General features: G+C 71.4%; 16 protein-coding genes and 1 riboswitch. Of the genes, 15 read left to right on the forward strand and 1 reads right to left on the reverse strand.

What is annotated here, in order from left to right; genetic code table 11:
* Positions 1–130 precede the first annotated feature (130 nt).
* From AB0H84_RS45440 to AB0H84_RS45450, 3 genes are read left to right on the forward strand one after another with little or no spacing between them, the layout of a single operon-like run.
* Complete coding sequence (locus AB0H84_RS45440; protein ID WP_357619149.1) at positions 131–817, forward strand: gamma-glutamyl-gamma-aminobutyrate hydrolase family protein; 687 nt, start codon at positions 131–133, stop codon at positions 815–817.
* Positions 818–826: 9 nt separating this feature from the next.
* Entirely contained in the window at positions 827–1,741 is a 915-nt protein-coding gene (locus tag AB0H84_RS45445; protein ID WP_357619151.1) for an alpha/beta hydrolase, read from the forward strand.
* Between the two features lie 15 nt (positions 1,742–1,756).
* Entirely contained in the window at positions 1,757–2,536 is a 780-nt protein-coding gene (locus AB0H84_RS45450) for an enoyl-CoA hydratase/isomerase family protein (RefSeq protein ID WP_357619154.1), read from the forward strand.
* A 163-nt stretch (positions 2,537–2,699) separates the two neighbouring features.
* Here the strand turns inward: AB0H84_RS45450 and AB0H84_RS45455 are convergent, their stop codons facing one another.
* Positions 2,700–3,290, reverse strand: coding sequence for a methyltransferase domain-containing protein (locus AB0H84_RS45455; RefSeq protein WP_357619156.1), 591 nt, complete (start codon positions 3,288–3,290; stop codon positions 2,700–2,702).
* 129 nt (positions 3,291–3,419) lie between these two features.
* On the opposite strand from AB0H84_RS45455, the gene AB0H84_RS45460 reads away from it, so the two are divergent.
* From AB0H84_RS45460 to gcvP, 12 genes are all read left to right on the forward strand, one after another.
* The gene (locus AB0H84_RS45460; protein WP_357619159.1) at positions 3,420–5,012 is read left to right on the forward strand and encodes a histidine kinase; all 1,593 of its coding nucleotides are present in this window, start codon (positions 3,420–3,422) and stop codon (positions 5,010–5,012) included.
* Entirely contained in the window at positions 5,009–5,689 is a 681-nt protein-coding gene (locus AB0H84_RS45465; protein ID WP_357619162.1) for a response regulator transcription factor, read from the forward strand. The genes AB0H84_RS45460 and AB0H84_RS45465 overlap by 4 nt, the downstream gene beginning before the upstream one ends.
* Positions 5,690–5,888: 199 nt before the next feature.
* Positions 5,889–6,299, forward strand: a complete 411-nt coding sequence (locus tag AB0H84_RS45470; protein WP_357619165.1) for a hypothetical protein — start codon at positions 5,889–5,891, stop codon at positions 6,297–6,299.
* A 10-nt stretch (positions 6,300–6,309) separates the two neighbouring features.
* Positions 6,310–6,906, forward strand: a complete 597-nt coding sequence (locus AB0H84_RS45475) for a phosphoribosylanthranilate isomerase (RefSeq protein ID WP_357619168.1) — start codon at positions 6,310–6,312, stop codon at positions 6,904–6,906.
* A gap of 49 nt (positions 6,907–6,955) precedes the next feature.
* Positions 6,956–7,834, forward strand: a complete 879-nt coding sequence (locus AB0H84_RS45480; protein ID WP_357619171.1) for a GNAT family N-acetyltransferase — start codon at positions 6,956–6,958, stop codon at positions 7,832–7,834.
* Positions 7,835–8,376: 542 nt separating this feature from the next.
* Entirely contained in the window at positions 8,377–8,958 is a 582-nt protein-coding gene (locus AB0H84_RS45485) for a CDP-alcohol phosphatidyltransferase family protein (RefSeq protein WP_357619173.1), read from the forward strand.
* A gap of 4 nt (positions 8,959–8,962) precedes the next feature.
* Positions 8,963–11,467, forward strand: a complete 2,505-nt coding sequence (locus AB0H84_RS45490; RefSeq protein WP_357619176.1) for a mannose-1-phosphate guanyltransferase — start codon at positions 8,963–8,965, stop codon at positions 11,465–11,467.
* A gap of 330 nt (positions 11,468–11,797) precedes the next feature.
* Positions 11,798–12,310, forward strand: a complete 513-nt coding sequence (locus AB0H84_RS45495) for an FHA domain-containing protein (RefSeq protein ID WP_345002791.1) — start codon at positions 11,798–11,800, stop codon at positions 12,308–12,310.
* A 67-nt stretch (positions 12,311–12,377) separates the two neighbouring features.
* Positions 12,378–13,031, forward strand: coding sequence for a MerR family transcriptional regulator (locus AB0H84_RS45500; RefSeq protein ID WP_357619179.1), 654 nt, complete (start codon positions 12,378–12,380; stop codon positions 13,029–13,031).
* Positions 13,032–13,164: 133 nt separating this feature from the next.
* Positions 13,165–13,635 (forward strand): bifunctional nuclease family protein, encoded by a 471-nt coding sequence (locus AB0H84_RS45505; protein ID WP_090771501.1) that lies wholly within the window; start codon positions 13,165–13,167, stop codon positions 13,633–13,635.
* 147 nt (positions 13,636–13,782) lie between these two features.
* Complete coding sequence (locus AB0H84_RS45510) at positions 13,783–14,403, forward strand: MerR family transcriptional regulator (protein WP_357619182.1); 621 nt, start codon at positions 13,783–13,785, stop codon at positions 14,401–14,403.
* Positions 14,404–14,535: 132 nt separating this feature from the next.
* A riboswitch (glycine riboswitch) is annotated at positions 14,536–14,634 on the forward strand.
* A gap of 166 nt (positions 14,635–14,800) precedes the next feature.
* Entirely contained in the window at positions 14,801–17,626 is a 2,826-nt protein-coding gene (gene gcvP, locus AB0H84_RS45515; RefSeq protein ID WP_357619185.1) for an aminomethyl-transferring glycine dehydrogenase, read from the forward strand.
* Positions 17,627–17,762: the final 136 nt, after the last annotated feature.

The raw sequence follows: 17,762 nt of genomic DNA on the forward strand, positions 1-17,762 counted from the left end.
GCGCGGGGACAGAAGTAGTAGATCTTTGGGAGAGGTGACATATCGGAAAGAGTCTGCGCCATGATGGGGCATGTGGCCGTCACCTCGACAGGCTGATGGCGGCACGGCTCCCATGCCCCCTGGAGATCGCATGTCCCGACCGCTGATCGGTATCACCTCCTACTTCGAGGCCGCCCGCTGGAGTGAGTACGTGCGCGAGGCCGTGCTGTCGCCTCCCTCCTACGCCAGGGCGGTCGGACGGGCCGGGGGCGCGCCCGTGATGCTGCCGCCGATCGGCACGCCCGCCGTCGACGACTACGTACGCGGCCTCCAGGGCATCGTGCTGGCCGGGGGCGCCGAACTTGGCGCGGACACCTACGGCGGCGAGCACGACGAGCGCGTCGCCGAGCCGCAGCAGCACCGTGACCGCTTCGAGCTGGCCCTGGCCAGGGCCGCCGTCCGGGCCGACCTGCCCATCCTGGCCATCGCCAGGGGCATGCATGTGCTCAACGTCGCCCAGGGCGGCACGCTGATCCCCTGGCTGCCCGAGGTGCTCGAGAACGACCGCCACGGCGAGCCGGGCGCCGGCCACACGATCCAGGTCAGCGTCTCCAGCAAGCTCGGCAAGGCCCTGGGCGACCGGGTCGAGGTCTCCGCGCCCCACCAGCAGTCCGTACGCCGCCTCGGCAGCGGCCTGCTGGCCGTGGCCTGGGCCGAGGACCAGATCGTCGAGGGCATCGAGCTGCAGGGCCACCGGTTCGGCGTGGGCGTCCAGTGGCACCCCGAACGCGACGGCGACGGGCGGCTCTTCGATGCGTTCATCGAGGCGGCCCGCTAAGCTGCGATCATGCCGCTGCACCCCCAGGCGCGGGAGTACCTCGCCCGCTACGCGCCGGATCCCGACACCGATCCGGCCCCGCTCGACCTGGCCGGCATCCAGGAGCTGCGCGCACAGGACGGCATGGCCGCCCACCGGGGGGCGCTGACGAAACTGCCGTTCGTCCGGGACGAGCTGGCCGAGGGCGTGCCCATCCGGATCTACCGCGCGGACCCGGGGGACGGGCTGCTGCCGGTCGTGGTCTACTTCCACGGCGGCGGCTGGGTCTTCGGCAGCGTCAAGCGCAACGACGCCGCCGGGCGTGACCTGGCCATCCGCACCGGCGCCGTGGTGGTCTCCGTCGACTACCGCCTGGCGCCGGAGCACCCGTTCCCGGCCGCCGCAGAGGACGCCTGGACGGTGGTGCGCGACATCTTCGCCCGCCCCGCCTTCTACCAGAGCAACGGCAGCGTGGCCGTCATCGGCGACAGCGCGGGCGGCAACCTCGCGGCCGTCGCCGCCTGGCAGGCCCGCGACGCCGGGCTGACCCTCACCCACCAGGCGCTCGTCTATCCCATCCTCGACGTGGGCATGGACACGCCGAGCTACCGCGAGTTCGCCAGGGGGTTCGGGCTGGACGCCGAGGAGATGGCGTGGTTCGCCCGGCAGTACGCGCCGGGCGCCGCCCCGGAGGACCCGCGGCTGTCGCCGCTGCGCCTGCCCGACGTCACCGGCCTCGCGCCCGCGACCGTCGTGACCGCCGAGTGCGACGTGCTCAGGGACGAGGGGGAGCGGTACGCGCGCCGCCTGGCGGACGCGGGCGTGCCGGCCGAGCTGCGCAGGTTCGACGGCGCGGTGCACGGCTTCTTCGTCCTGCCGGGCCTGTTCGACCAGGCGCTCGAGGCCCGCGAATACGTCGCCGAGCGGCTGCGGGAGTCGTTCTGACGCTGGGGGGTCCTTTTGACGTACACCAAGCTCAAGATCGACACCCCGGCCGACGGCGTGCTGCGGGTCACGATCAGCGAGCCGTCCAGGCTCAACGCCGTCGACGCGACCGCCCACCGCGAGCTGGGCGAGATCTGGCGCGACGCCGACCGGGACGACGGCGTCAGGGCCGTGGTCGTCAGGGGAGAGGGCCAGGCGTTCTCGGCCGGCGGCGACCTGTCCATGATCGAGGAGATGACCCGCGACCACGCGACCAGGCTGCGCGTGTTCGCCGAGGCCCGCGACATCGTCTACAACGTGCTCAACTGCTCCAAACCGATCGTCTCGGCCATCCAGGGCCCGGCGGTCGGGGCCGGCCTGGCCGTGGCGCTGCTGGCCGACATCTCCGTCGCGGGCCGCACCGCGCGGATCATCGACGGGCACACCAGGCTCGGCGTCGCCGCGGGCGACCACGCGGCGATCGTGTGGCCGCTGCTGTGCGGTTTGGCCAAGGCGAAATACCACCTGCTGCTCTGCGAGCCCGTCACGGGCGAGCAGGCCGAGCGGATGGGCCTGGTCAGCCTCTGCGTGGACGACGACCAGGTGCACGACAAGGCCATGGAGATCGCGGTCAGGCTCGCCTCTGGCGCCCAGGAGGCGATCAGACTGACCAAATACTCGCTCAACAACTGGCTGCGCCTGGCCGGACCGGCCTTCGACGCCTCCCTGGCCATGGAGTTCCTCGGATTCACCGGACCGGACGTGGCCGAGGCCGTGCGCGCGGTGCGCGAGAAGCGGCCCCCGTCGTTCGGGTAAGTCGCGGGTGTGCTTCCCCGGGCATGGGGTAGCGGGGGGAGGACGGGGCGGCCTGTGGTCGCGCGGATGTCGAGGGCCTGTTCACCGAGGCCGAGAACGTTGCTCCGGGGACGAGGCAGAGGCTCACCCCGGCCTGCGCGCACCATGGCCGCCTCCCCTCACTTTAAGGCCGCGGCCTGCGCGCATGGAAGACGAAGGCCGGAGGAGCGTTGCGCCACACCGTACGTCCCGGCACGACCTCCTCGAACCGCTCGGCCAGCAGCGCGCGGAAACGCCGGGCCGAGCTCAGCGGGATGGCGTGAATGTAGGAGAACGTCGTGAACGCCGCCCCCGGGCTCATCGCCGACGTCACCGCGTCCAGCAGCGAGTGCTGCAACCTCTGCGGGAACGCCGCCCACGGCAGCCCGCTCACCACCACGTCCGCGTGCGGCAGCCCGCGCTCGCCGAGCAGCTCGCCCAGCCGGGCCGCGTCGGCGTGCACCACGTCCACGGCCGGGAAGCGGGCCGCCAGCAGCCGCGCCATCGGCTCGTTGACCTCCACGGCCAGGTGGTGGCCGCGCCCGCCCAGCCGCTGCTGGATCTCCGCCGTGAACGGGCCGGTGCCGGGACCGAGCTCCACCACCGTGGGCTCGCCGCGCTCGGGGATGGGCGCGCAGACGGCCGACGCGAGCCGCCGGGAGCTGGGCGCGACCGCACCGATCGTGGCGGGGGTGCGCAGGAACTGGCCGAGGAAAAGTGCGGTGTCGTTGGGCATGCCCGAAAGTTAGAGCCGGTACCGGCCCTGGGCGCTCCCTCGTCGGGGCGGACCTCCGGCCAGATGGAGGAGGCGGGGTCCTCCGCGCGGAGGATCAGCTCGCCAGGCTGTACGGATAGCGTGAGGGGCATGCGTTGGCGTGGTTTGCCGCTGGATGTCCTGCTTGCGGCCTCGGGCGTGGGCCTGGATCTGTTGACGACGGCACATGCCGGCGACACCGAATACCTGCCCGCCGAGATGAACATCCCGATGGCGCTCCTGGTGGGCCTGCCCATGGGGTTCGTCCGGCGCTGGCCGGTGCCGGTCACCCTCTACCTGGCCGGGTTCCTGATCCTGACCGACCAGCTCGGCTCGTTCACCGCCAACACGGCACAGATGCTCGTCTGCGTGGCGCTCGGAGCGGCGGCGTACCGATCCGGGTGGCGGGCCGTCGCGGTCGCGGTCGCCGCCACGATCGCGGCGACAGCGGTCAACCTGGCCGATCCCGGCATCGCGTTCACCACGAACTCCTGGATGTACTCGGTCTTCCTGCCCGTCCTCCCCGTCCTGCTCGGGGCCTACCTGCGCAGCTCCGCGGGGCGGCTGGAGGAGCGGGACGTCACGCCGGACGCCCTGCTGGCGGCCGGCGGGGTGGCGATCACCGTGCTCAGCACCTGGACCAGCTGGGACTCGGGCAGCCAGCCCGTCTGGATGGTCGGGCTGCTCGCCGTGGTCGGCGGCCTGTCACTGGGCGTCGCCAGGCGGCTGCCCGGGCTGGTGTTCCTGGCGCAGGGCGTCCTCCTCGTCGTCACCGACACCTACCTGAACGACGCCGTCACCACCTGCGTGATCCTCACGCTGATCGCGATCGGCGTGTTCGCGATGCGCGTCAGCTCCTGGGCCTGGATGGTGGTCGCGTACTTCGCGGGCTGCATGCTGACCGCGATCGCCATCGTCGGCCCGGCCACCGAGATCACCGGGCTCCGCGTCGGGACCCTCATGACGCTGGTGGCCACGCCCATCGCGATCGGCCGCTACCTTGGGATGCGGCGGGCCGCCGCCGCCGCGGAGCGGCTGCGCGCCGAGGAGTCCGCCCGGGCGGCCGTCGCCCAGGTGCGTGCCGACCAGCTCGCCGAGCGCGAGCGCATCGCCCGCGACGTGCACGACATCGTGGCCCACCACGTGGGGGCGATGGTGCTGCGGGCCTCCGCCGCCCGCTTCACCGCGCCCGACGGTCCCGTCGCCGACGCCCTCACCGACATCCGCGAGACGGGCCACCAGGTGCTGCAGGACCTGCGCGACCTGCTCGACCTGCTGCGCGACCCCGAACGCCAGCCCCACCTGCTGGCCAACCCCTCCGACGTGGTCCGCGAATCCGCCGAACGCATGGCCGCCGCCGGACTCGTCGTCGACCTCGAGCTCGACCCCGCCACCGACCAGGCTCCGCTCATCGCCCGGGCCTCCGCCGCCCGCATCGTCCAGGAAGGACTTACCAACGTGCTCAAACACGCCGGCCCCGGCACCCGGGTCCGCGTCACCGTCGCCCCGTCGGAGCAAGGGCTGTCGGTGCAGATCCGCAACGGCCGCCCGCCCAGCGCCGTCGAACGCCTGCCCTCGTCCGGGCGCGGCCTGGCCGGCATGCGCGAACGCGTCCGTACCCTCGGCGGCACGCTCAGCGCCGGGCCGGACGGCGAGGGCGGCTGGCTGCTGGCCGCCAGCCTGCCGTCGAGGAGCGCCGCGTGATCCGGGTGCTGGTGGCCGACGATCAGGCGCTCGTACGCGCAGGCGTGCGGATGCTGCTGCAGGCCGCGGGTGACATGGAGGTCGTGGGCGAGGCCGAGGACGGCGCCGAGGCGGTGCGCCTGGCCGAGCGCCACGTGCCCGACGTGATCCTCATGGACCTGCGCATGCCCAGGGTGGACGGGCTGGAGGCGATCAAGCGCGTGCTCGCCGCCCGGCCGGGCACCCGGATCGTGGTGCTGACCACGTTCGCCGAGGACGCCGACGTCTACGCCGCGCTGCGGGCCGGCGCGGTCGGCTTCCTGGTCAAGGACGACGAGCCCGAACGCATGGTGGACGCCGTCCGCCGGGCGGCCACGGGAGAGCAGCTCCTGGCGCCGTCCGTGCTGCGGCGGGTCGTGGAGCGGTTCCTGTCGGCCGAGGAGCAGGCCGCGGCGCCCCCGCCCGCCGGGCTGACCGAACGCGAGCTCGAGGTGCTCGCCCTCGTCGGCACCGGGCTGTCCAACGCGGAGATCGCGGACGAGCTGCACGTGGGGGTGACGACGGTCAAGACCCACATCGCGGCCGCCATGGACAAGCTGGGGCTGCGCAACCGCATCCAGGCCGCGGTCGTGGCCCACCGTACGGGGCTGGTCGACGCCTCCTTCCGCCCGGTACGCCGTCCGCGCCCGCCCTCCTGAGCGGTGCCCGCGTCCGCTCTCCTGGACGGTGCCCGCGTCCGCTCTCCTGGACGGTGCCCGCGTCCGCTCTCCTGGACGGTGCCCGGGTCCGCCCGGCGGCGGACCCGGGTCATCCCGCAGGCTGACGACCACCCGCGATCTCCACCCCGAACATGGGTCCTTCAACTCGCTCCCTCTCCAGGAAGGACCTCTGATCACCATGCGGGAAACCATGGTCCAGCCCCCCAAGACGGCCGGCCGGACCTCCCCGGGACTGCTCTACGGCCTGCGCGTCGCCGCCACCGCCCAGGCCGCCGCGCTGCTCGTCGCCGCCTCGTTCGCCGGCCAGGCCGTGGAGTCCGACTCCATGATCGAGACGCACGTCATGGCCGGCATGGTCGTCCACCTCGTGGCTCTCGTCCAGATCGTCCTGGCCGTCCTCGTCTGGCGCCCCGGCCGCGGGGCGGGCTGGCCCGCGCTGGCCAGCGTCGCGCTGTTCGTCGTGGGGCTCGCCCAGCACTTCACCTGGCTCTGGCTCGGGGCGCACCTGCCCAACGGGGTGCTGCTGTTCGGGCTGATCGTCGCCGTACTCGTCTGGGCATGGTCACCGGCAGCCTCCCGCCGCCGCTAGGGTCAGGGGTGTGGTGTATGTGAAGATCTGCGGGTTGAGCGAGCCCGAGCACGTGGCCACCGCCGTCGAGGCGGGCGCGGACGCGATCGGGTTCGTCATGACCCGGAGCCCCCGCAGGATCACTCCCGAGCGAGCGGCGGAGCTGGCCGCGGCGGTGCCCGCCCACGTGCTGAGCGTCGGGGTGTTCCGCGGTGAGGACCCGGAGACGGTGCGGGCGGCGGCGCTGGCGTCCGGGGTGCGGGCCATCCAGCTCCACGGCAGGCACCCGCACGGCGACTTCACCGCACTCAAGGACCTCGGCCTCCGGCTGATCAGGGCCGTCGACGCGGAGGCCGACCTGCGGTGCGGGGCCTACGACGAGGACCTGCTCCTCGTGGACGCGCCGCACGCCGGCTCCGGCCTGCCGTGGGACTGGGCGGCCGTCCGCGGCCGCCCCTCCGGCCAGTGGCTGCTGGCCGGAGGTCTCACGCCCGCGAACGTGACGGAGGCGATCGCGGCCGCCGGCCCGTGGGGGGTCGACGTGTCCAGCGGCGTCGAGACCTCGCCCGGGGTGAAGGACTCGGCCCTCATCCGTGACTTCCTGCGGGCCGTCCGCGATGCCGGCTGATCTTCCGCTGCACGGGTCGGCCTCGGCACGGGGGGACCACGTTCGCGCGGTGAACTTCCAGCACGCCTTCGCCCGCCGCAAGGCGCCCAGGGTGGTGACGGTGCCGGGCGGGTTCGCGGTGCTGGACGACCGTTTTCCCGGCTCGTACGACGACAACAAGCTGATCGTCGGCCCCGGCTTCCCTGAGTCGTCTGGCGGTGCGCTCGCTCCGTCCGGCAGTGGTGTGCTGGGGGTGCCCGGCGGTGCTGCACGGGAGTCGTCCGGCAGAGCCGCTGCGCTGAGCGCGCCCGATTCCGCGCCGGAGGCGCCGGGTGCTGCGCTGGAGGCGGCCTCGAGGCTGCTGCGGGCGGCGGACGAGGTGCTCGAGGAGCGGGATCACCGGCTGGTGTGCGTGGACGACGACCGGCTCGGGACCGCTCTCGCGCCGGCGTTCGCCGCTGCGGGCTACGAGCAGGAGACCAACCTGATCATGGCCTTCCGCGGTGAGCTGCCACCCGGTTTGCCCGGCTTGCCCGCGGCTGAGCGGCTCTCGCTGGCGGAGCTGCTGCCCATGGTGCGGCGTGACTGGCGGATGATGCTGCCCCAGGCACTGGAGGAGGCGGTCGACCGGCTCGCCCGGCGGGTGGAGGTCCGGCTGCGCGGCGCCGACGCAGTGAGCTTCTGGGGGGTACGCGCTCCGGACGGCGAGATCGCCGCCAGGGCCGACCTGTACGTGCACGGTGCCGTCGCCCAGATCGAGAGCGTCTTCACGGGCGAGCGGCATCGGGGCAAGGGCTATGCGCGCGCCTTGATGACGGCACTGCTCGCCCAGGCGGCGGAGGCCGAGCTGATCTTCCTGGTGGCCGACGCCTCCGACTGGCCGAAGGACTTCTACGCCAAGCTGGGTTTCGTGGAACTGGGCCGCACCCACGCCTTCCTCCGCACCTGACCACCACCCGCCCGCCCGGCCGGACTCGACTGCGCTCGCCACGTGATTCCTACGCGCCCCGGTCGGCTTCGGCGGCGTTCGCCACGTGATTCCTACGCGCCCCGGTCGGCTTCGGCGGCGTTCGCCACGTGATTCCTACGCGCCCGGTTGGCTTCGGTGGGGCGCGGGCCCCTCGTGGTGCGCCCATCGGCCGCTATGCGCCGCGTGGATGGGCGCGCCGCCGTGCACGTTGCGCCGGTCCGCGCCGTCGGGCGTCTCGCCGACCCGGCGCCCGGAGGGCCGCCACCTTCGGCACAGGGCCCCACCTTCGGCACAGGGCCCCACCTTCGGCACAGGGCCCCACCTTCGGCACGGGGCCCCACCTTCGGCACAGGGGTGGTCGCCTTCGGCACAGGGATGGTCATCTGAGGGAAGGGCGGTCACGCTGGGGGAGGGGCAGCTGACCTTCGGCGAGGGGGCCGCATGCCGCGCCGGGGTGGGCGTGAACAGGTGGGCCTATGCGGGGCCGCTGTGTCGGAGTTCCACGCAGTAGGGTCTGCTCCGTGAGCGAAACTTCCGCCGAGGACCGAATCTGGACGGTTCCCAACGTCCTGAGCTTCCTGCGCCTCCTGGGCGTCCCCGTGTTCCTCTGGCTGGTTCTCGGACCCAAGGCCGACGGGTGGGCCATCGGGATTCTCGCGGTGGCCGGGTTCACCGACTGGCTCGACGGGAAGATCGCTCGGGCGTTCAACCAGACCAGCAGGCTCGGCCGGATCATAGACCCCGCGGCCGACAAGCTCTACGTCTTCGCCACCATCGTCGGCCTGCTGCTGCGTGAGGTCATCCCGTGGTGGCTGGTGCTGATCATCCTGGGGCGCGAGCTCTTCGTCGGAAGTTTCATCCCCGTACTTCGCAAACATGGCTACAAGGCACTTCAGGTGCATTTCCTCGGCAAGGCCGCCATGTTCAACCTCATGTACGCCTTCCCCCTGCTCTTCCTTGCCTCCCACACGGGGTGGTATGCCGATATAGCCCGAATTGTCGGGTGGGCGTTCGCGCTATGGGGAACGGGCCTGTACTGGTGGTCGGGCGTGCTGTATGTGGTACAGGTGCTCCAACTCGTAACCTCGGCCAAAAAGGAGTGATCGGGTGAAGGCGGTCGTCATGGCAGGGGGAGAGGGCACGCGGCTGCGTCCCATGACCGCCAACCAGCCCAAACCACTGCTTCCTGTGGTCAACCGCCCGATCATGGAGCACGTGCTGCGCCTGCTCAAGCGGCACGGCGTCACCGAGACGGTGGTCACGCTCCAGTTCCTGGCCGCCCTGGTGCGCAACTACTTCGGCGACGGCGACGAGCTGGGCATGAGCCTCGAGTACGCGACGGAGGACGTGCCCCTCGGCACGGCGGGCAGCGTCAAGAACGCCGCCGACCGCCTCCGCGACGACCGCTTCCTGGTCATCTCCGGCGACGCCCTGACTGATATCGATTTATCGGACATGATCCGATTTCATCGTGAAAATTCGGCGCTTGTCACAATCGGCCTGAAGCGCGTCCCGAACCCCCTCGAGTTCGGGATCATCATCGTGGACGACGAGGGGCGCGTTCAGCGCTTCCTCGAGAAGCCCACCTGGGGCCAGGTCTTCTCCGACACCGTCAACACCGGCATCTACGTCATGGAGCCCGAGGTGCTCGACGCGGTGGCCCCCGGCGAGCCCGTCGACTGGTCCTCCGACGTCTTTCCCGCCCTCCTCGACCGCGGCGCCGCCATCTACGGCTACGTGGCCGACGGCTACTGGGAGGACGTCGGCACCCACGACAGCTATCTCAAGGCCCAGGCCGACGCCCTGTCGGGCAAGGTCGACCTGGACATCGGCGGCTTCGAGCTCTCACCGGGCGTCTGGGTCGCCGACTCGGCCTCCGTGGACCCCGACGCCGTGCTCAAGGGCCCGCTGCTCGTCGGCGACTACGCCAAGGTCGAGGCCGGCGCCGAACTGCGCGAATACACCGTGCTCGGCAACAACGCCGTCGTCCGCGAGGGCGCCATCGTGCACCGCGCGGTCGTCCACGACAACGTCTACCTCGGCCCCGGCGCCCACCTGCGCGGCTGCGTCATCGGCAAGAGCACCGACATCATGGCCGGCGCCCGCATCGAGGAGAACGCCGTCATCGGCGACGAGTGCGTCATCGAGGCCGAGGCGTACGTCTCCAGCGGCGTCAAGGTCTACCCGTTCAAGACCATCGAGGCCGGCGCGGTCGTCAACACCAGCGTCATCTGGGAGTCGCGCGGCCAGCGCAACCTGTTCGGCCCCAGGGGCGTCAGCGGCCTGGTCAACGTCGAGATCACCGCCGAGCTCTGCGTCCGCCTGGCCAGCGCGTACGCCACCACCCTGAAGAAGGGCGAGTACGTCGTCACCTCCCGCGACTGCTCCCTGGCCGCCAGGGCGCTGAAGCGGGCGGTCATCGGCGCGCTCACCGCGGGCGCGATCAACGTACTGGACCTCGAGGCCGCCCCGCTGCCCGTCGCCCGCTTCCACACGGCGCGGGAGTCGGCCGCGGGGGGCATCGCGCTGCGCACCACGCCGGGCGACCCGCAGAGCGTGGACATCGTGATCATGGACGGCCGCGGCGCCGACCTGCCCCCGGCCGCCCAGCGCAAGCTGGAGCGGGTCGTCTCCCGTCAGGAGTACCGCCGCGCCTTCCCCGGCGAGATCGCCTCGCTCACCTACCCGGCCAGGGCCGTCGAGGACTACACCCACGAGCTGCTGCGCCACGTCGACGTGGGCGACGTCAGGGACATGAAGGTCGTCGTGGACTGCGCCGGCGGCACGTCCTCGCTGGTGCTGCCCACGCTGCTCGGCCGGGTCGGCGTCGAGGTGCTCACCGTCAACGCCCGCCTCGACGACGTCTCGCCCACCGAGACGCTCGCCGAGCGCCGCCGCGACCTGCAGCGCCTGTCGGAACTGGTCAGCTCGTCGCGGGCGGCGTTCGGGGTCCGGTTCGACCCGGTCGGGGAGCGCATCGCGCTGGTGGACGAGATGGGGCACCTCATCAACGAGGAACGCGCCCTGCTCGTCGTGCTCGACCTCGTCGCCGCCGAGCGCAGGGGCGGCCAGGTGGCGCTGCCGGTCACCACGACCAGGGTCGCCGAGCAGGTCTGCCGCTTCCACGGCGTGGAGGTGCAGTGGACCTCCACCGCGCTCGACGCCCTCACCTCGGCCGCCGCCGGCCCCGACATGATCTTCGCCGCCGACGGGCGCGGCGGCTTCGTCGTGCCGGAGTTCAGCCCGGCCATCGACGGGCTGGCCGCGTTCATGCGCATGCTCGGCCTGGTGGCGCGGACCCGCCTGTCGCTCAGCCAGATCGACGCCCGGATCCCCGAGGTGAAGATGCTCAAGCGCACCGTGCCCACCCCGTGGGCGGCCAAGGGCGCCGTCATGCGCTCGGTCATCGAGGCGGCCGAGGCCGAGCAGGACGGCGGCCGCATCGACACCACCGACGGCGTCCGCCTGGCCCACCCGGACGGGAGCTGGGTGCTGGTGCTGCCGGCCGCCGCCGAGCCCGTCACCGACCTGTGGGCCGAGGCGAACGACATGGACAGCGCCCAGGCGCTCCTGGAGCGGTGGGCCCGCATCGTCGAGCAGGCCGCCGGTTGAGCGGTGCCGTGGACCAGCGCTCACGGAGGGTGACGGAGGTGGTGAGATGCCGGGTGCGGTCGCCCGTTGCGCACAGTCGGTCCCCGAATACGCCTTTCGATGTGCGCACAGAGTGCCGCAAGATCGTAATGTAGAAACGCGCGGCGGCATGGACCACGGGGCGGGGGCGGCGGTAACTTTGTCTGCGTCCAAACCAACAGTCCAGTGCCCCGCCTTGACCTTTGCCGCTGATCAGCGTATGTTGCGGCATTCGCAAACTTGAAAAAGCGAAGCGAGGCGCGCCCATGAGCACCGTCGCCGCGTCTTCGCGGTAGGAGGCCGAGCCGATCGATGCCGAGCGTCTACTGCACGCAGTGCGGGCACGCCAACCCCGAGGATGCCCGTTTCTGTTCCCGTTGTGGGTCACCGCTGACCAGACCCGAGGTCTCCGGGGACACCACATCGACGATCTCCATCGCGGGAATCGAGGCGTACGAGGCTGAGACAGGCGACATGCTCCTGGCTGAGCGGGCGCTCGTCGAACAGCTGCCGCCCGGCACGGCGTTGCTCACGGTGACCAGGGGCCCCAACCAGGGGAGCCGTTTCCGGCTCGACAAGGACCTCACCACGACCGGGCGTCATCCGGAGAGCGACATCTTCCTCGACGACATCACGGTCTCCCGCCGCCACGTCGAGTTCTACCGGCACCGCGGCGGCCAGTTCTCCGTGCGTGACGTGGGCAGCCTCAACGGCACCTACGTCAACAGGGAGCGCATCGAGGAGGTCCCCCTGCACTCCGGAGACGAGGTGCAGATCGGCAAGTTCCGCCTCCTCTTCCTGATGAGGACCACCGCCGGCACATGAGCGAGCGAAGCGAGCGACCGACAAGCACAGCCTCATGTGAGCTCATGGGGCCGCCGAGGGAGGCCGCATGAGCGCGCAGGCGGCCCGCTCGCACATGAGCATCGGGGAGGTGCTCGCGCTGCTGCAGGGCGAGTTCCCCGATGTGACGATCTCCAAGATCCGGTTCTTGGAGGGTGAGGGGCTGATCGAGCCCGAGCGCAGCCCGTCCGGCTACCGCAAGTTCACCCACCTGCACGTGGAGCAGCTCCGCTTCATCCTCACCGAGCAGCGCGACCACTACCTGCCGCTGCGGGTGATCAAGGACAGGATGGCGGAGAGCTTCGGCCGCCCGCGCGCCGTGCAGGAGAAGCAGGAGGTCCGGCTCAGCCGGGCCGAGCTGCTCGAGGCCGCCGGGATCGACGAGGAGGCGCTCACCGAGCTGGAGGACTACGGGCTGCTCGCCCCGGTGGCCAGGCGCTACGACGAGGAGGCGCTCAACGTGGCCCGCACCGTCGGCTCCCTGGCCCGTTTCGGCCTGCACGCCCGCCACCTGCGCGCCGTCAAGGCGGCGGCCGAGCGCGAGTGCGGCCTGGTCGAGCAGAGCGTCGCCCCCATACTCAAGCGGCGGGCACCCGGCGCCATCGGGGAGGCCGACGAGGTCGCGAGGGAGCTTTCCACCCTTCTGCTCGATTTGCACGCATCCCTTGTGCGGTCGGGGATCCGGTCGGTCCTGGGGCGCTGAGGGGGCCTCGGGCTGGGAGGTGGAGGCGCACTTCAGGCCCGCCGGGTGTTACGTTGAATTGCAGTAGCCAGTCAGCAGAAGCGACGAGCCAAATAGCTGTGCCGGGTGACCGGTCAGGAATACGGAGCAGCCCGTGTTGCAGATGGAGGTCGTGGGCGTTCGAGTAGAAATGCCCACAAATCAGCCGATCGTCTTGCTCAAGGAGGCACACGGGGAGCGGTTCCTTCCTATATGGATTGGCATGACCGAGGCGACAGCCATCGCCCTGGCCCAAGCGGAGGAGCCCCCGCCGCGGCCGCTCACCCACGACCTCTTCCGAGACGTGCTGAGCGCTCTGGGTGTAGGCCTGCGAGCGGTCAACATCGTCGCCTTGCGCGACGGCATCTTCTTCGCCGACCTGGTGTTCTCCAACGGCGTGGAGGTGAGCGCGCGCCCGTCCGACTCGATCGCGCTCGCCCTGCGCACCGGGGCGCGCATCTTCGCGAGCGAGGAGGTCGTCCAGGAGGCCGGTGTCATCATCCCGGACGACCAGGAAGACGAGGTGGAGAAGTTCAGGGAGTTCCTTGACACGATCACGCCCGAAGACTTCGGCAGGGCGGGGTAGGTATTTCGGTGCATTTACGCTTCACGACGCGCCGAGCCGGATCGTTGACTGAGCATGGTCACGGTCCTACGGTGCAAGTGAAACCCGTGGTCGCCCTTTACGAACCCCCAGATCAGACCACGGGATGAGAGAAAGCCGGAGGTCCGCGTGGCGGTCAGCAGCGGCGAGGGAAAGACGGCCGGCCAGGAAGATCCGGTGCGGCGCGAGAGCGCGCGGCAGCGTGCCGGGGAGCAGGGTCTGCTCTTCGACGAGCAGCCCACGGCGCTGCCGGCGGACATCGGATATCGCGGGCCGACGGCCTGCGCGGCGGCCGGCATCACCTACAGGCAGCTCGACTACTGGGCGCGCACGGGCCTCGTGGAGCCCACGATAAGAGCCGCGCAGGGCTCCGGCTCCCAGCGGCTCTACAGCTTCCGCGACATCCTGGTGCTCAAAGTCGTCAAGCGGCTCCTCGACACCGGGGTGTCGCTCCAGCAGATCCGTACGGCCGTGCAGCACCTGCGTGACCGCGGGGTGGCCGACCTCGCGCAGATCACGCTGATGAGCGACGGCGTCAGCGTCTACGAGTGCACCTCGGCCGACGAGGTGATCGACCTGCTCCAGGGCGGCCAGGGCGTGTTCGGCATCGCGCTCGGCCGGGTCTGGCGCGAGGTCGAGGGCTCCCTCGCGGAGCTGCCGGGGGAACGAGCGGCGGTCGAGGACACCGTCCCGGCCGACCACCCCGCTGACGAACTGGCCCGCCGCCGCCGCGCCCGGCGCATGAGCTGACCGCGCGCCCCGTTGCCTGACCGGCCCGCCGCCGCTTGTGGCGGGCCCGGGAAATAGGCCGGAAAGTTCACATTGCCCCGTGTCGTGGAAATTCTCCCGTAACGGATAGGGTTGTAACCTAAGCAAGGCTGACGACCCCGTGCGGGAGAGTCCCTGGGCCCACGGGTCCCCGGGCGCCGAAGGAGCAACCCTCCCCGGAATCTCTCAGGCACCCCGTACCGCTCGGGCGAGGCAACTCTGGAAAGCAGGCGCACCCGCCAGGCGCGTCTCACCGACGGTGCAAGCCCCTTACCGGGGTGAAGCTCTCAGGTCGCGGTCCCGCCGCGCTGACAGAGGGGGAGATCCGGCACTCGCCCGCGCCCTGGCGCCGGTCTCCAAGCCTCGGGAGGCACTTTCCATGACCGACCTGTCAGCTCCGCCGTTCTCGTCCAGGCACATCGGCCCGTCGGAGGCCGAGCAGCAGCGCATGCTCGAGGCCGTGGGCTTCGAGTCCGTGGCTGACCTGGTGGCGGTGGCCGTCCCCGAGGCCATCAGGGCCAAGGACCGGCTCAAGCTGCCCGCCGCCGTCGGGGAGGCCGAGGCCATCGCCGAACTGCGCGCCCTGGCCGGGCGCAACCGCGTGCTCACCTCGATGATCGGCCTGGGCTACCACGACACGATCACGCCCGCGGTCATCCGCCGCAACCTGCTGGAGAACCCGGGCTGGTACACCGCCTACACCCCGTACCAGCCGGAGATCTCGCAGGGCCGCCTCGAGGCGCTGCTGAACTTCCAGACCGTCGTCACCGACCTGACCGGCCTGCCCGTCGCGGGCGCCTCCCTCCTCGACGAGGCCACGGCCGCCGCCGAGGCGATGACGCTGGCCCGCCGCGCGGGCAGGTCCAAGAGCAACGTGTTCGTGGTCGACGCCGACGCGCTGCCGCAGACCAAGGCCGTGCTCGCCACCCGCGCCGAGCCCCTCGGCATCGAGCTGGTGGAGCACTCCCTCGACGGCGAGCTGCCCGAATGCTTCGGCCTGCTGGTGCAGTACCCGGGCGCGTCCGGCCGGCTGCGCGACTTCCGCGCCGTGGCCGCCGCCGCGCACGAGGCGGGCGCGCTCGTCGTGGCCGCCGCCGACCTGCTGGCCCTGACGCTCGTGGCCGCCCCCGGCGAGCTCGGCGCCGACATCGCGATCGGGTCCTCTCAGCGGTTCGGCGTGCCGTTCGGGTTCGGCGGGCCGCACGCCGCGTACATGTCCGTACGCGAGGGCCTGCAGCGCCAGCTCCCCGGGCGGCTCGTCGGCGTGTCGGTGGACGCCGACGGCGACCCCGCGTACCGGCTGGCCCTGCAGACCCGCGAGCAGCACATCCGCCGCGAGAAGGCCACCAGCAACATCTGCACCGCGCAGGTCCTGCTCGCCGTCATCGCCGGCATGTACGCCGTCTACCACGGCCCCGAGGGGCTGCGCCGGATCGCCCACCGGGTCCACCGGCACGCCGTGGCCCTCGCCGACGGGCTGCGCGAGGCGGGGCTGGAGGTCGTGCACGGGGAGTTCTTCGACACCGTGCTGGTTCGCGTTCCCGGTGGGGCCGCCGCCGTGGTCGCCGCCGCCGCCGAGCGGGGCGTCAACCTCTGGCAGGCCGGCGAGGACCTCGTCTCCATCTCCTGCGACGAGAAGACCGGGGCCGCCGAGCTGGCCAAGGTGTGGGCCGCGTTCGGGATCGACCGCGCCGCCGCGGATCTCGACTCCGACGCGCTGCCCGCCTCGCTGCTGCGCGAGTCGGCGTACCTGACCCACCCGGTCTTCCACAGCCACCGCTCCGAGACCGCGATGCTGCGCTACCTGCGCAAGCTGGAGGACAAGGACATCGCGCTCGACCGCTCGATGATCCCGCTCGGCTCCTGCACGATGAAGCTGAACGCGACCACCGAGATGGAGCCGATCACCTGGCCCGAGTTCGCCGGGATCCACCCGTACGCGCCTGACGACCAGGTCGCGGGCTACCAGGAGCTGATCGGGACGCTGGAGGAGTGGCTGGCCGAGGTGACCGGCTACGACCGCGTCTCCATCCAGCCGAACGCGGGCTCGCAGGGCGAGTTCGCCGGGCTGCTGGCCATCCGCGCCTACCACCGCGCGGGCGGCCAGGACGGTCGCGACGTCTGCCTCATCCCGTCCTCCGCCCACGGCACCAACGCGGCCAGCGCCGTCATGGCGGGCATGCGGGTCGTGGTCGTGGCCTGCGACTCCGACGGCAACATCGACCTGGCCGACCTCGACGCCAAGATCGACAAGCACCGCGACCGGCTGGCCGCGATCATGGTCACGTATCCCTCGACGCACGGTGTGTACGAGGAGTCGATCACCGAGGTCTGCGCCAAGGTGCACGAGGCCGGCGGCCAGGTGTACGTGGACGGGGCCAATCTCAACGCGCTCGTCGGGCTGGCCAAGCCGGGCGAGTTCGGGGCCGACGTGTCCCACCTCAACCTGCACAAGACGTTCTGCATCCCGCACGGGGGCGGCGGTCCCGGCGTCGGTCCCGTCGCGGTACGCGGCCACCTGGCGGCCTACCTGCCCGGTCACCCCCTGCACAACGGCACGCCGGTCGGCCCCGTCTCGGCGGCGCCGTACGGGTCGGCGGGGATCCTGCCGATCTCGTGGGCGTACGTCAGGATGATGGGCTCGGAAGGGCTCACGGCGGCCACCGAGCAGGCCATCCTGTCGGCGAACTACCTGGCCAGGCGGCTCGCCCCGCACTACCCCGTGCTCTACACCGGCCGCGGCGGGCTGGTGGCCCACGAGTGCATCATCGACCTGCGGCAGATCACCAAGGAGACCGGGGTCACCGTGGACGACGTGGCCAAGCGGCTCATCGACTACGGCTTCCACGCGCCCACCATGTCGTTCCCCGTCGCAGGGACGCTGATGATCGAGCCGACCGAGAGCGAGGACCTCGGGGAGCTCGACCGGTTCGTGGACGCGATGATCGCCATTCGCGGGGAGATCTCCAAGGTGGCGTCCGGGGAGTACGACAAGACGGACAACCCGCTGCGCAACGCCCCGCACACGGCCGAGTCCGTCAGCGCGGACGAGTGGCCGCACCCCTACTCGCGGAGCGAGGCGGCCTATCCGCTGCCGTCGCTGCGGGACGGGAAGTACTGGGTGCCGGTGCGGCGGATCGACCAGGCGTACGGGGACCGGAACCTGGTGTGCTCCTGCCCGCCCCTCGAGGCCTACGAGGACTAGGGGCCTGACGGCGTGGGTCCTCGTCGCTTCGCGTACGAGGACTAGGGCCTGTTCTGAGTTCGGATCTCTATGTGGGCTGCAGGCTTCGGATCCACAAGATGGCACCACGTAGGTGGAGCCCAGCGAGATAGCTTTC

Origin of the sequence: Nonomuraea sp. NPDC050786, from assembly GCF_040654115.1 — a bacterium.
Lineage (GTDB): Bacteria > Actinomycetota > Actinomycetes > Streptosporangiales > Streptosporangiaceae > Nonomuraea.